11 protein-coding genes are annotated in these 13,908 nt (G+C 68.9%); 9 read left to right on the plus strand and 2 right to left on the minus strand.

All coding sequences use genetic code 11. The features are described 5' to 3' along the window. The first annotated feature begins 178 nt into the window (after positions 1-178). The gene (locus EJ357_RS41025) at positions 179-841 is read left to right on the plus strand and encodes an NUDIX domain-containing protein (RefSeq protein ID WP_126396924.1); all 663 of its coding nucleotides are present in this window, start codon (positions 179-181) and stop codon (positions 839-841) included. 29 nt (positions 842-870) lie between these two features. Here EJ357_RS41025 and EJ357_RS41030 read toward each other — a convergent pair whose 3' ends face one another. Then, a complete protein-coding gene (locus tag EJ357_RS41030) occupies positions 871-1,614 on the minus strand; it encodes a TetR/AcrR family transcriptional regulator (RefSeq protein WP_126396926.1) in 744 nt (247 codons plus the stop codon). Between the two features lie 297 nt (positions 1,615-1,911). Here EJ357_RS41030 and EJ357_RS41035 point away from each other — a divergent pair, with 297 nt between their 5' ends. From EJ357_RS41035 to EJ357_RS41070, 8 genes are all read left to right on the plus strand, one after another. Beyond that, a complete protein-coding gene (locus EJ357_RS41035) occupies positions 1,912-2,676 on the plus strand; it encodes a glycosyltransferase family 2 protein (protein WP_126396928.1) in 765 nt (254 codons plus the stop codon). Next, positions 2,673-3,209 (plus strand): hypothetical protein, encoded by a 537-nt coding sequence (locus tag EJ357_RS48655; protein ID WP_175647703.1) that lies wholly within the window; start codon positions 2,673-2,675, stop codon positions 3,207-3,209. The genes EJ357_RS41035 and EJ357_RS48655 overlap by 4 nt, the downstream gene beginning before the upstream one ends. A gap of 58 nt (positions 3,210-3,267) precedes the next feature. Continuing rightward, positions 3,268-4,359, plus strand: a complete 1,092-nt coding sequence (locus tag EJ357_RS41045; RefSeq protein ID WP_175647704.1) for a glycosyltransferase family 4 protein — start codon at positions 3,268-3,270, stop codon at positions 4,357-4,359. After that, entirely contained in the window at positions 4,356-6,686 is a 2,331-nt protein-coding gene (locus EJ357_RS41050) for a DUF2206 domain-containing protein (protein WP_126396934.1), read from the plus strand. Before EJ357_RS41045 ends, EJ357_RS41050 begins: the two co-directional genes overlap by 4 nt. Before the next feature lie 182 nt (positions 6,687-6,868). Beyond that, complete coding sequence (locus EJ357_RS41055) at positions 6,869-8,143, plus strand: lipopolysaccharide biosynthesis protein (RefSeq protein WP_175647705.1); 1,275 nt, start codon at positions 6,869-6,871, stop codon at positions 8,141-8,143. Beyond that, positions 8,140-9,297, plus strand: a complete 1,158-nt coding sequence (locus tag EJ357_RS41060) for a glycosyltransferase family 4 protein (protein WP_175647706.1) — start codon at positions 8,140-8,142, stop codon at positions 9,295-9,297. Before EJ357_RS41055 ends, EJ357_RS41060 begins: the two co-directional genes overlap by 4 nt. A gap of 185 nt (positions 9,298-9,482) precedes the next feature. Then, positions 9,483-10,187, plus strand: a complete 705-nt coding sequence (locus EJ357_RS41065) for a polysaccharide deacetylase family protein (protein ID WP_175647707.1) — start codon at positions 9,483-9,485, stop codon at positions 10,185-10,187. Between the two features lie 185 nt (positions 10,188-10,372). Beyond that, complete coding sequence (locus tag EJ357_RS41070) at positions 10,373-12,730, plus strand: glycosyltransferase family 4 protein (RefSeq protein ID WP_126396942.1); 2,358 nt, start codon at positions 10,373-10,375, stop codon at positions 12,728-12,730. Here the strand turns inward: EJ357_RS41070 and EJ357_RS41075 are convergent. Further along, positions 12,649-13,698, minus strand: coding sequence for a cellulase family glycosylhydrolase (locus tag EJ357_RS41075; protein ID WP_175647708.1), 1,050 nt, complete (start codon positions 13,696-13,698; stop codon positions 12,649-12,651). The two genes, EJ357_RS41070 and EJ357_RS41075, sit on opposite strands and share 82 nt — an antisense overlap. Positions 13,699-13,908: the final 210 nt, after the last annotated feature.

Consider the following 13,908-nt stretch of genomic DNA (forward strand, 5'->3'; position numbering starts at 1 on the left):
TGCGGCGGCCGAACAGGAAGGCGTCCACCTCGTCCGGGGACCCTGGCCCTGGGACACACCGTCGGCCGTCAGGAACTCCTGCAGAACCAGCCTCATCGCGCACCGGGCTCTCGCCGACCGCCCCGAAATGGTAGAAGCGGGCCATGACCAACTCGCTCATCCACCCGGCCGGTGCCCGATGACCGCCGGCATCGACACCCCCGACCGCCGCGGCCGCACCGGACTCGACCGGGCCGGCCGGGACCTGACCGGCAATCCCCGCGTCAAGGTGCGGGACGTGCGGCTGCTCTCCAGTCACTGGTACGTCGAACGTGCCACCACCTTCGACTTCCAGCACGCCGACGGCACCTGGAGCACCCAGCAGCGCGAGACGCACGACCGCGGCAACGGGGCCACCATGCTGCTGTACGACGCCGAACGCGAAACCGTCCTGCTCACCCGCCAGTTCCGCTTCCCGGTGTATGTCAACGGGCACCCAGACGGCATGCTCGTCGAGACGCCGGGCGGGCTGCTCGACGACGATGACGAGCACCCGGAGATCGCGGTGCGGCGCGAAGTGGTGGAGGAGACCGGGCACACCATCGGCGAGGTCCAGCACGTCTTCGACGTCTACATGAGCCCGGGCTCGGTCACCGAACGCGTCAGCTTCTACGCCGCCGCGTACGGCGCCTCGACCCGCACCCACGAGGGCGGCGGCCTCGACGAGGAGGGCGAGGACATCGAGATCCTCGAACTGCCCTTTCGCCGGGCCCTGGAGATGATCCGCACCGGTGAGATCGCCGACGCGAAGACGATCATGCTGCTGCAATGGGCGGCGCTGCAAGGCCCGTTCGCGCGCTGAACGCCTCCCCACCGAGCGCACGTGCTTCCTCAGGACGCGCCGACGAAACGGTCGACCACCGCGTCGACGCCGAGGGCGAGGCCCTCCGGCCCGCCCCGCACGGCGAGGGCCGGGGCGATCGCCCGGAGCGTGGGCAGCTCCTGGGGCGGCATGCGGTGCAGGCCGAGGCGGAACGCGGGCTCCGGCTCGTCGGGGTTGTCGACCATGGCCCGCAGTTCCACCGACACGTATCCGAGGACCCACGCGGTGAAGGCCTGGAAGACGGCGGCGGAACGCTCCTCGTCGAGCCCGGCGCCCCGCAGCAGAGCGAGCACCCGCTCATGGTCCCTGAGAACCGCCGGCGGCCTCCTGGCCAGCGGAACCGCCATCATGCGCGTGGCGATCAGCGGCACGACCTGACGGTGGGCGAAGCAGACGTCATAAGTGATCAGGGCGATGCGGTGCAGCTCGGCCCGCCACTCGGGACCCGCGGCACCGAGACCCTCGGCCGGTGCCGCGCTCCCGGGAGACGCCGTGGCGAGACGGTCCTCCAGTTCCAGGTAGAGGGCCTCGACCAGCCCGTCCAGGAGCGCGTCCTTGCTGGACGCGTAGCGGTACAGGGCCATGGCCTCGACGCCGAGTTCGGATCCCAGGCGACGCATGCTCAGGGCGGAGAGACCTTCGCGATCGACCAGCTCCAGGGCGGCGGCCAGCACCCGCTCCCGGCTCAGCCTGCCGTGCCGTCCGTGGTCACTCGCACGCCGAGCCGGGCCTGCTTCCGGGTCATTCTTCATTCGCCTCTCCTTACGGCTCGACCCTACGGCCTGAGGGGTGATGGCACCCGCATTCGACGGAAGCGCACGGGAGCGGGTCAGAGGGGTGTCGCGGCACGTATGGAGTTCCCGCGCGGCTTACGCAGGTCACTTCGCCGGCCGTTCCCTTCGCCTCTTGACGGCAGATACCGGAGCGCGCAATATGGGGCATATACGCCGTAAACATATCATGTCAGCGTATGACGGATCCTTACGGTGAATCTCACTTAGGGCACACCGACGGGGTCCGCAACGAGAACCGCAGCGGAGTTACCTGTCATGAGCAGCCTGTCGATTGTCATGCCTGCGTTCAACGAGGCATCCAACCTCCCCTCTGTCATTGCGACGATTCCGGTGGCCGAACTCGCGGAGGACGGCTGGGACACCGAGGTGGTCATCGTCGACAACGCGTCGACCGATGGCACTGGTGAGGTCGCCCGCTCCCTGGGCGCTCGTGTGGTCCTGCAACCTGAGAGAGGCTACGGAAACGCCTACCACGCGGGGTTCGAGGCGGCGAACGGGGACGTGATAGCCACCGGGGACGCGGACCGCACATACCCGTTCGACGCACTACCGGTGCTGCTGCGAATACTGGTTGCCGCGAACGTCGAGTTCCTGACGACGAATCGACTCACCCGCGGCAACCGTGATGCGATGCAGCCGATGCACTCGGTCGGCAACCACGTGCTCAGTGTGGTGAGCCGAACCCTGTTCCACAACGGACTGCACGACTCGCAGTCGGGCATGTGGGTCTTCCGCCACTACGTCTGGCAGCGCCTCGATGTCCGCTCGACCGGTATGGCCTTCTCGCAGGAGATCAAGAATGCCGCGACGCTCGCGGGCTGCCGTTGCCTCGAGGTACCGATCGAGTACCGCGAGCGTGGCGGCGAGGTGAAACTGCACGCGTTCCACGACGGCATGGCCAACCTCTGGCAGTTGTTGGCGCACCGCTTCCGCCAGACGGTCCCACGCCGCATGTCGACGGTTGACGACCTCGCCGAAGGCGCCCCCGTGCCGAGCACTCGGAGGCTGGGGGCCGCATGAGCCCCCTGCTCGGTCAGCCGAGGACGGGCGACTGGCCACGCCCGGCACCCGTCCCTGTCGCCGGGCCGCCGCCCCGGCGACATCGCCGGCGCGCTCCGGCCGCCTTCCGCCCCGTCTTCGCACTGCTGGTCGCGGTCGTGGTGGTCGTCGTGGTGGCCGCGTCCACCCCGGCGATACGCAAGGAGTTGCGCCAGTCGTTCTCCCCGGTGCCGAGCCAGTACACCGAGCTGTACTTCACACATTCGCCTACCATCGCGCGGAACACCGCGATCATCCCGATCTCGGTAGTCGACCATGGAGCCGCAGAGGGAAAGCACCGGCTGCGGGTATGGCTCGAGGCCTCCGACGGCCGTACCACGGCATCGACCACCACCACATTCGCACGCCGCCCCGACGCCCTCACGGAGACCGTGGCCAGGCTGCCGCTGCAAGAGGGGTCCGTGGTCGTCCACGTCACGTTGCTCGGCCGTGACGAATCACTGCACTTCCGCCTGGGAGCCGACGTGTCGCCGACGCGGGGGAGCACGCCATGACGGACCGAGGGACACCCGCACGGCCTGGTGGAACTCGACACGGAACCGGTGGTCCGACATGACCAGGATTCTGCAGATCACGCCGTACTACCCACCGCAGCTGGGCGGTGTCGAGCGTGTGGCCGAGAGCCTCGCTGCCGGGCTCGGCCGGCGTCACGACGTCCGGGTCGTCACGACGACGATCGGGGCGAGAACGGTCCCACGGTTCCTTCGCACAGCCGGCGTGACCGTCCGGCGCCACCGTGCTGTCGAGTTTGCGCACACCCCGCTCGCACCCGGGCTGCTCGTGTCGCTGCTGCGGGAACCGCGGACATCGATCCTGCACCTGCACGCCGCGCAAGCAGGGCTGCCCGAGTTGGTCGCGCTGGTGGCACGAGCCCGGCGGCAACCCTTCGTGTTCCACTTCCACCTCGACGTCGATGCGTCCGGCCGACTCGGCAGACTGCTGCCCCTTTACAAGAGGCACGCCCTCGGCCGCGTGCTGCGCGCCGCCGCCGCGGTCATCGTCCTGACCGAGGCCCAGTCCTCGTTCGTGCGGGACGCATACGGCGTCCGCGCCGAGCGTGTCTTCATCGTGCCCAACGGGGTGGACCGCGCCTACTTCATGGCGGCCCGGGAGATCACGCATCGCCCGTTGCGACTGCTCTTCGTCGGCCGGCTCAGCGTGCAGAAGAATATCGGCAGGCTGCTGGACGCGATGAGCCTGGTGCGGCAGCCCGTGGAACTGCGCATCGTCGGCGACGGAGAGCAGCGGGAGCTGCTCGAGGCGCGGGTAGCCCGGCTGGGCCTGACCAATGTCACCTTTGCCGGGCGGCGTCTCGGCCCGGACCTCGTCCGCTCGTACGCCGACGTCGACATGTTCGTGTTGCCGTCGGACAAGGAGGGCATGTCACTGGCCGCCCTCGAAGCGATGGCAGCGGCCCTTCCGATCGTGGCGACGGCCGTACCGGGCAACACCGAACTGCTCGATGGCGTCGGATTGCTGGCCGACCCCGACCCGGTTGCGCTCGCGGCCGCGATCAGCGCGGTCGCCGACGACCCCGCACTGCGTCTGCGGCTCAGCCGGCAAAGTGCCTCAGCGGCGACCGGCTATTCCTGGGACGCGGTAGTACGCCGGGTCGAGGACATCTACGCGGAGGTGCTCCCGTGAAGCCGGTCGCCACCGCGACGAGGCGTGCGGCAGCCCGCCGCACAGTCCTCGGTGGAACCGCGCTCGCCGCCCTCGTCGAGTTCGTGCCCGGGGCACCCACCTCCCTGCTCACCCTTGCGGGTCTCTGGCTCCTCCTCGGCGCGCCGATCGTGCTGTGGTACAGCGTCGCGTCCCGGGTGGTGTCGACCCGCGACGGCGGCGTACTGCTCGCCGTCGGCCTCACGGTCATCGGCGACATCGTCGTCGCGTTGGCCGTGAACACCGTGCTGCCGCTGGTCGGAGTGGCGCGTCCACTTGACCGCGCCTCACTGACGATCGCCTCGGCGCTGTCCGTCCTCGTCATCGCCGTCGTGACGGAACCGCCGTCCGAGCGCATGGTCGACTCCGCGTGGTGGCGCACCGCGCGCCTGCGCTCCGTGCCCGGTCTCGTGGCCGTGCCGGTCCTGGGCACGGTCACGCTCGTGCTCTCGGTCGCGGGGCCGATCCGGCTCAACAACGGGCTGGGTTCGGCGGTGAGCGGCGCCGCGTTGATCAGCGTCGCGGCGCTCCTGATGTTGTCGATATGGCGGCGCAACCGCTACTCGGCATACGTCGTCGAACTCGCTCTGTTCTGTGCCGCAGGGGGACTGCTGCTCCTCACGTCGCTGCGCGGTTGGTACGTCATCGGACATGACACCCAGACAGAGTTCTGGGTCTTCCAGGTGACGGAGGACGCCGACCGCTGGGACATGGCCGCCTTCCCCGACCCGTACAACGCGTGCCTGAGCATCACGCTCCTGCCGACGTCGCTGGCCGAGCTCACAGCGATTTCCGGCACCTATGTCTTCAAGGTTCTGCTGCCTTTGCTCTTCGCGCTGACGCCGGTACTCGTCTACCGCTCGGTGCGAAATGTCGCTCCGCAGCTCGTCGCACTGTTGTCGGCCGTGTATTTCATGGCGATGCCGACCTTCTTCACCGACATGACGTTCCTGGCCCGCCAGGAGGTCGCCTTCCTCCTCCTGGGGTGTGTCATGGTCGTGGTGACCGACACCGGCCGCCCCCTGCGGGTCCGGCGTGTCACGGTCACGGTGCTGGCCGTCGGCATCGTGCTCTCGCACTACTCGACCACGTACGTCGTCGTGGTCGTCCTGGGACTCGCGCTCGTCCTGGACCTCGGCTGGCGGCTGGTCTCGCGCCTGCGTCGCCGGAACGCGCCCGACGCCCCGAAACGGGGTCTCGTGACCTGGTGGATGGTGGCTGCGATCGCCGCCGCGACGGTCGTCTGGGTGGGGCCGGCGACCCAGACGTCCGGCCCGCTACAGCGCACGGTCGCGACAACGGCACGGGACCTGACGAGGGGCGAGATGTCGAGCAGGTCCTCCGACACGGCATACAGCCTCTTCGGGGACCCGGGACTGAGCCCGGCGCAGCAGTTGGACGCCTTCCGAGCCGACAGCCTGCGCCAGACGGCCGAGGATCGGGCGGCTGGTGTCTATCCACCACTGAGTGTCGTCGAGAGGTACCCCACGCCGGTCGTGCCGCAACAGGACATGCCGCTCACCTCGGCCGGAGAGGAGCTCCAGGAGCTGGGACTCGATGTGACGGCGGCGAACGGTTTCCTGCGTGACGCTGCCGCGCGGATGATGCAGGTGTTCCTGTTCATCGGCGTCATCGTGACCGTCATGTGGCGGCACAGGGAGTTCCGGCCGACACGTGATCAGGTGACGCTGACCATCGGGATGATCTCCGTCATCGGGCTGCTGACCGTTCTACCGCAGCTCTCGGTCGACTACGGCATGCTGCGCGCCTTCCAGCAAGGCCTGATCGTTTTCGCACCGTTCGTCGCCGCCGGGTCGTTGTGGGTGTTCGGGTGGGCCCGGCGGGGCGCGGCGCCCATCGCGTGCACCTTGGCGCTGGCCCTGTTCCTCGACCTCACCGGTGTCATTCCGAAGCTGTTCGGTGGCTACCCGCCGCAATTGCACCTGAACAACGCCGGCCAGGACTACGACCTTTATTACGTCCACCCGGAGGAGCGCACGGCGGTCGAGTGGCTGGAAGGCCGGATCTCGAAGAGAGAGCACGCGAACGTCCAGTCGGACCAGGTCCTGGCCAACAGCTACGCCTTCAGCCGGTTGAAGCCGCTGATTCAGAGCCGGGCGGTGAACGACTTCTACCCGGCGCTCGTCGAGAAGCAGTCCTATGTGTTCCTCGACGCCATGACTGTGCGCAATGGCGAGGCAGGCATCGTGCACCGCGGCGACGACATCACGTATCGCTACCCGCGCGCGTTCTTGGACGCGGTGAAGAACAAGGTGTACAGCAACGGCGGAGCAGAGATCTACCGATGAGGACATCGACGGGACGGTCCGTCCACCAGCCGCGCGGGTACCTTCGCGGCGGATCCCGGCGGAGCGCCGGCCCCGGTGCTCCGCCTCCTCGGGGTCCGCGCCAGGGGCCCCGGGGGCGGTGAGGTGCCATGACGTTCGCACGCTCGACATCGCGCCCGGCCACACCGGTGAGGATCGCCGGGATGCGTCGCGACCCGCTTGTGCTCAGCTCCTTCTATCTCATGCTGACGATGATCCTGGGCGCCGCAGCGGGCTTCCTCTTCTGGATACTGGTCGCCCGTCTGTACCCGGCGGCCGACGTCGGTCGTGCGTCGGCGCTGCTCTCCTGCGTCGCCCTGCTGTCGTACTTCAGCCTCTTCGGTCTCAGCACCACGCTGGTGCGCACCCTGCCCACCAGCGATCGCCCCGGTGAGGAGACCAGTACGGCGGTGTCCTCGGTGTCCGCCTGCACCCTCGTGATCTCAGGAGTCTTTGTCATCCTGATCCCGTGGACAGCTCCCCAACTGAGCTTCATCCATGACTCTCCGTGGCGGTTGGCGGCGTTCGTGCTCCTGGCGGGTGCTGCGGCTGTCAATCTGCTGACCGACTCGGTCTTCATCGCCCTCCGTGCGACGCGCATCAACCTCCTCATCAACGGTGTGCTCATGAGCGCCGTGAAGGTGGCCCTGCCTTTCGCGCTCCTTGCCGCCGGGCCGTTCGGTATCTTCCTCGCCAGCGGCATCGCTTCGGCCGTGGCCGCGACGGCAAGTGTCACGATGATCCGCAGGAGCCTGCGCATCCACCTACGGCCCTTCTTCTCATGGGGCGTACTGCGGGACACGCTCGCCTATTCGCTGACGAACTACGCCGCCACCACGCTCAACCTCGTGCGACAGATCGTGCTGCCTCTCGTGGTGCTGGAACGGCTCGGCCCCGTCCCGGCGGCCACCTTCTTCATCGCCTTCCAGATCGCGAACCTCCTGAACTCGGCTGCCTATGCCATCGGTGAGGCGCTCTTCGCCGAAGGCTCGCAGGAGGGAGCACATCTGCGGTCGCTGGCGCGCCGCTCCGCGGGCATCATGCTCGCCGTCATCGCACCGACCGCCGCCTTCGTCGTCCTTTTCGCGGGGCCGATTCTCCGGCTCTTCGGCGACGAGTACGCCAGGAACGGCACGAGCACCCTCATCGTGTTCGTCCTGTCTTCGCTCGCCACCGCCTTCTACACGTGGACGAACTTTCTCCTCAAGGTGACCTGCCAGCTCACGGCGACGATCGCCTCGGAGGTCGTCGCCGTGGGCGTGATGCTCAGCATCGCGCTGCTGAATCTCGACAACGGTCTGATCTGGGCGGCGGTCGCCTGGGGGCTCGGCAATCTCGCGTCCGGGTCCTTCGCCGCGATGGCGCTCACGTGGTCGAAGCGCCGGCATACCACCGCGCAACGGCATCACCCGCCCGGGAATTGGGAGGTACGGCTGTGAGAATCCTGCAGATCATCAGCGTGGGTAGCGAGGTCGGTGGTGCCGAGAAGAGCGTGCGTCTGATCAAGGACGGCCTCGAACGCCGAGGGCATCAGGTCCACGTCATCGCGACCGATCGCATGTCGGCGGGTCGGCAGACGTTCGCGGACGAACTCGTTCCCGCCATCTCCGGGAACGCCGCTCAGAGGATCGCCCGCCACTTCTGGTACCAGCGCGCCTATCGGCAGGTCGGCCAGGCCCTGCAGACGTTTCAGCCGGACTGTGTCCACCTGCACACCATCGGCGAGTTCGGCCCCGCCGTCCTTGCCGCGACGGCAGGGTACCCCCAAGTGTTGACGGTGCATGGGCCGGAGGAATGGACACGCTCACTGCTGCGGTGGAAGCTCGACAGTGCAGCGGCCGCCCACCGCCTGTCGGCCACAGACGTCGCACGCTATGCCTACTACCGGTTCATGCAGCGGCCGGCATACCTGCCGTGGCTACGGCGGGTCACCCGGATCCTCACGCCCAGCCGGTACTTTGCCGACGCCATCCGGCGCGACGTCGGGTCCGTCCCTCTCTTCGTGGTCCCGAACGGGATCGAGCACAAGTCCGCCCAGCCCCTCTCGGAGGCGGACCATGTCGTGTTCGCAGGACGTCTGGAGCGGGTCAAGGGCGTCGGAGTGCTGCTCGACGCGCTCCGGGAACTGCTCCCCGTGCGCCCCGGCGTACGGCTCACCGTAGTGGGCGACGGTCCGGACCGGACGCGGCTCGAAGCGTCCGCCGCCGACCTCGTCGCCGCGCAGCGCGTCATCTTCCGGGGCTGGCTGGCAGAGTCCGACGTCATCGAGTGCCTGGGAACGGCCTCCGTCGTCGCATTGCCGTCGATCTGGCCCGAGAACTTCCCGACCGTGGCCCTGGAGGCACTCCAGGTGGGCCGTCCGCTGGTCGCTTCGCGGGTCGGAGGCCTGCCGGAACTGGTCGGCGGCGACAACGGAGCCCTGGTTTCGGCCGGTTCGGCCGGTGAGCTGGCCGCCGCCCTCGACAGCCTGCTCGGCAGGCGTGTGGTGCTGGAGCGGATGGGAGCGGCGTCGGTGTCGCGCGCGGAACGGTACCGGCTCGAGGAGTTTCTCGACGCTCTCGAGCACCACTACAAGCAGGCTGCGGCCACTTGACCACCCGAGGCCCAGAGGTAGACCATGTACGTATACAACGTAAATATCACCCAACTGTGCGCGGCCCACCGATGGCCCTGTCCGAGCCGAACCTCCGACCGGGAGCCGGAGCCTGACTCGGCTCCGGAGAAGACGCCATGGCCGATACACGAAGGACCGCACCACCCAGTAGGCATGCACGCGTCGTGGTCACGACGAGTTGGGACGACGGCCACCGGCTCGACTCTCGGCTTGCCGGGCTGCTGGCGAAGCACGGCGTCGCCGGTACCTTCTACATCGCTCCGCGGAACGTCGAATTGGCACCCGCTGACCGCCTCTCCCCGGCAGCGATCCGTGAACTGGGCGAGCGGTTCGAGATCGGCGGACACACCTTGACCCACCAGCGGCTGCCGCGGCTGTCGGACAGGGCGGCCGGTGCCGAGATGCGCGCCGGCAAGGAGGAACTCGAGGCGATCGTGGGCGTGCAGGTCACCAGTTTCTGCTATCCGCGGGGCGAGTACGCGGCCGCCCATATCGAGTTCGCCCGCAAGATCGGCTTCACGCGCGCGCGCACGGTCCGGCGCAACTCGCTCTTCCCCGGCGCACCTTTGGAGATGGGGACGACCGTCCACACCTACGCCCATCGCGTCGACGGACCGATCGCCCTGCGTCTCGCCCGCCTGCGACCGCGGAGGGCGCTCAAGCTGGCCCTCCAGTGGGACGAACTCGCCCTCAGGTGGTTCGAACTCTGCCTCGAACAGGGCGGCGTGTTCCACATCTGGGGTCACAGTTGGGAGATTGACGCGCGGCACGACTGGCATCGGCTGGAGCGCGTGCTCGATCACGTCGCCCATCGGCCGGATGTCGAGTATCTTCCCAACCGCGCCCTCCTCGGTCTGACGGAGCCATGAACATCTTGGCCGCCCCGTCCGGCGCCTGCCATCCTCTCGGCTCTGGCCGTTCGGGTCGTTGTCGTGGCTGGCGGCCCGACAACTGGCTGGGCTCTTCGACCCACCCCGGTCAAGGAGAAGCTCCATGAGAGTCATCGTCATCAACCTGCCGGTCGCTCGGTGTTCTGTGCCGAAGGAGGGCCGTCATGACACCACGCACCGTCCTGCTCGCCTCGCCGTACTTTCCGCCGGACCTCGGAGGCCTGGAGAGGTACGTCTGGAATCTGGCGCGACTCCTGCGGTCCCGGCACGGCCACCGGGTCGTGATCGCCACGACGGCGTCCCGAGGGACGCAGCCCGGGCGGTACGACGGTCCTGACGGCATTCCGGTGTATCGCCTTCCGGCTCCCGCACGGATCTCCCACACACCGGTCGGCCCGCACTGGAGCCGCCGCCTGCACAGCATCATCGAGGGGGAGAGGGCCGACTTGGTCAATGCACACGCGCCGGTACCGCTGTTCGCCGACGCCGCCGCGCGGGCCTGCGGCGCTCTGCCGTTCGTGCTGACCTACCACACGGGTCGGATGCGCAAGGGGCGCGTGGCGCCTGACCTGGTGTGTGCGACCTATGAGCGGACGATGCTGGCCAGGACCGCGGCCCGCGCGCAGGAGATCGTGTGTTCTTCGGACTGCGTTGCCGCCGAACTGCCCGCACTTTTCGGGGGGCGATCCACGACGATCTCGCCGGGCGTGGATCCGGAAAGCTTCCCGGCGAGCCCGGTGCCGGACGCGCCGCGCATCGTGTTCGTCGGGTCGCTGGAGCGGGCCGCTGCCCACAAAGGGCTCCCCGATCTGCTGAGGGCGCTGGCGTCGCTGACACCGGCATTCCCCGATGTGCACCTCGACGTGGTCGGAACGGGGTCGGCGGCCGTTGACCACGAGGCACTCGCGCAGCGGCTCGGGATCGCGCCTCACGTGACCTTTCAAGGGCGGTTGGAGGGTGAGGACCTGGCCGCGGCATATCGCGATGCGCGGGTGCTTGCCCTTCCCACCCACTTCGACAGTTTCCCCTGCGTACTCGTCGAGGCGATGGCCTGCGGTCGCCCGGTGGTCACGACGCACGTGGGCGGAATCCCCTCACTGGTGACCCATGACGGCAATGGCCTGCTCGTCGCGCCGGGGAGCGAAGAACGCCTCGCCGAGGCGCTCGGATCGGTGCTCGCCGATCACGCTCTGGCTCAGCGCCTCGGCAGCGCGGGCCATGAGTACGTGGCCCGGGAGCTGACCTGGGAGCGCCAGTCCGACCGCACCGTCGATGTCTTCGACCGAGCCTCCGACCGCAGCCGCCGTGCGTGCACCGTCGCCGTCGTCGCGCCCAACTACCCGCCCAGGTGCGGCGGCGTCGAGCACTATGCCGCGCGGGTCGCCCGGGCGGTCGCCGAGGACCCGGCCATGCGCGCCGCCGTCATCACCGCGAGTACGACCGGGTGGCGCACCTCGGTCGGCATCGAACACGGCGTGCCGGTCGTCCGGCTCGGGACGTGGGCGCGCCATCTCAACACGCCGGTGAGTCCGCTGTGGCCGCTGCAGTTGCGTCGCTGGCTGCATCGCTTGCGGGTGGACGTCGTCAACGCCCACGCCCCGGCCCCCGGGTTGGGGGATCTGGCGGTCGCCGTATCCGGGAAACGCCCGACCGTCATGACCTACCACGCCGGATCGATGCTGCAAGGGCACAAGGACGTCGACCTGCTGGTCCACGCGTACGAGCGGCATGTCCTGCCCCGGGTGTTCCGTCGCGCCGACGCGCTCGTCGCCAGCTCTCCGGTCTCGCTGGCCCACGGTCGCCCGGGCGCTGTCCAGATCACGCCGGGCGTCGATGTGGAACGGTTCACCCCGGGGCCGCCGGCCTCGGCCCGGCCGCGCACCGTTCTCTATGTGGGCCGAATGGACCGGGCTTCGCCCTGGAAGGGTATCGACGTGCTGCTCCGGGCCTTCGCGGCCCTGAGCGACCTGCCCGAGGCACGGCTGCGGCTGGTGGGTAGCGGGGACGCCCTCGCCGAGCACAGGGCACTGGCTGAGCGGCTCGGCATCATCGACCGCGTGGAATTCACCGGCCGGGTCCCTGAGGACATCCTCCTCAGCGCGATGCGGAACGCTGCCGTGCTGGTGCTGCCGTCCCGGACGGCAGCGGAGTCGTTCGGCATGGTCCTGGTCGAGGCGATGGCCTGTGGCACGCCCGTGGTGGGCTCCGATGCGGGCGGCATTCCGCACGTCATCACGGATGGTGTCACCGGTCTGCTCTTCCCGCACGACGATCCGGATGCCCTGGCCGCCGCCTGCCGCCGACTGTTGCGGGACGGCGAACTCGCCGACCGCCTCGGCGGCGCCGGCCGCTGCCGCGCCGTCGAGCGCTACGCTTGGCCCGCGCTCACAGACCAGTACCTCCGGCTGTTCCGGTCATTGGCAGCAGACCGGGACGGTGGTCAGTCCATGAGACCGGCGACGGCATCGCGCAGGGCGCCGAGGGCGGGCTTCGCACTTCCGTCGGCCCGGCGCAGGCCGTAGAAGTTCTCGTTCGAGGACGTGTCGGTCGCCAGGTCGCGTTCGGCGTACCACATCAGGGCGTCTATGTGCGGTGTCGCGTTGGCAGTGCGCACCGCGTCCGCCGCGATCGAGGCCTGCCGTTCCTCGGTCACGTGTGTCGTCCTTTCCCCGATCGTCTCCGGCCCTCCGTCCGATGCATGTCCCGGGCCGCCGGTCGGCGCCCCGAACTCGGTGATCCACACGGGCACATCGGGCGTGCCATGTGCGGACAGCACGCCCCGCAGGCTGTCGCGCGTACGGTCGATCTGCTCCCAGGGGGTGCCCCACTGCGTCTCGTCGCTCGCGAGGTAGGGGTAGGTGTACGGGTGGTAGCCGACGGCGTCGACGAACCGGTTGCCGCCGTACGCCGACACGGCCTCGAGGAAGTCGGTGTGCGAGACGTCCCCATGTCTCGTGCTGGCCGCGGCCAGACCGCCGAGGACCACGTATGCCGACGGGTCCGTCTGCCGCAATGCCTGACTCGCCGCCCTCAGCAGCGCTGTATAGGTGGTCGCGTCGGGCATCGGCTTCCAGGAACCGGTGAGATTGGGCTCGTTCCAGACTTCCCAGGTGTGCACGCCTCGCGGTGCGTATCGCGCCGCGGCGGCCGCAGCGAACGCGGCGAACGCTTTCGGGGCGGCCGGGTGACACTCTTGGCCCGCGCAGCCCGCAGGCCGTGCCCACGCCGGCGTGAAGCCGAGAATCGGCAGCACGGTGAGATCTCGTTCCGCGGCCGCGGCGATGACCCGGTCGAACAGCTCCCATCGGTACCGGTCCGGCCCGTCGGGCTGGATGTCCTGCCACGACAAGTCGGTTCGTACCCAGCGCGCGCCCACCCGGACGGCGTCGTCGAGGGCGGCGCCGAGATCGTGGTCGGACATCCGGACGAGGCGGTCGCCGTACGCGATGCCGAGGCGCAGGGACGGCGACTCGTGTGTCGGGCCGGCCATTGCCAGGAGCACCACGGCTGCATACGCGATCAATACAACCCGAGTCACCAGCCGGTCGTGCCGACGGCGGTTTCTCGCCACGCTTACAGCGTAAACCCGGCCTGTGTGATGAGCCGGGCGAGTCGCAGGTGGCGAGCGTCCGCCGCCTGGGACCGGATGCACGTCGGCCGGGACCGTCGTACCCTGGAAGTACGGCAAAGTGCACAACGG

The sequence above is a fragment of the Streptomyces cyaneochromogenes genome, assembly GCF_003963535.1.
GTDB lineage: Bacteria > Actinomycetota > Actinomycetes > Streptomycetales > Streptomycetaceae > Streptomyces > Streptomyces shaanxiensis.

What these genes read in the sequence shown, in the direction of transcription:
- EJ357_RS41025 (WP_126396924.1), top strand. Translation starts at nt 179, where the DNA reads ATGACCGCCGGCATCGACACCCCCGACCGCCGCGGCCGCACCGGACTC.
- EJ357_RS41030 (WP_126396926.1), bottom strand. Translation starts at nt 1,614, where the DNA reads ATGAAGAATGACCCGGAAGCAGGCCCGGCTCGGCGTGCGAGTGACCAC.
- EJ357_RS41035 (WP_126396928.1), top strand. Translation starts at nt 1,912, where the DNA reads ATGAGCAGCCTGTCGATTGTCATGCCTGCGTTCAACGAGGCATCCAAC.
- EJ357_RS48655 (WP_175647703.1), top strand. Translation starts at nt 2,673, where the DNA reads ATGAGCCCCCTGCTCGGTCAGCCGAGGACGGGCGACTGGCCACGCCCG.
- EJ357_RS41045 (WP_175647704.1), top strand. Translation starts at nt 3,268, where the DNA reads ATGACCAGGATTCTGCAGATCACGCCGTACTACCCACCGCAGCTGGGC.
- EJ357_RS41055 (WP_175647705.1), top strand. Translation starts at nt 6,869, where the DNA reads ATGCGTCGCGACCCGCTTGTGCTCAGCTCCTTCTATCTCATGCTGACG.
- EJ357_RS41070 (WP_126396942.1), top strand. Translation starts at nt 10,373, where the DNA reads ATGACACCACGCACCGTCCTGCTCGCCTCGCCGTACTTTCCGCCGGAC.
- EJ357_RS41075 (WP_175647708.1), bottom strand. Translation starts at nt 13,698, where the DNA reads ATGGCCGGCCCGACACACGAGTCGCCGTCCCTGCGCCTCGGCATCGCG.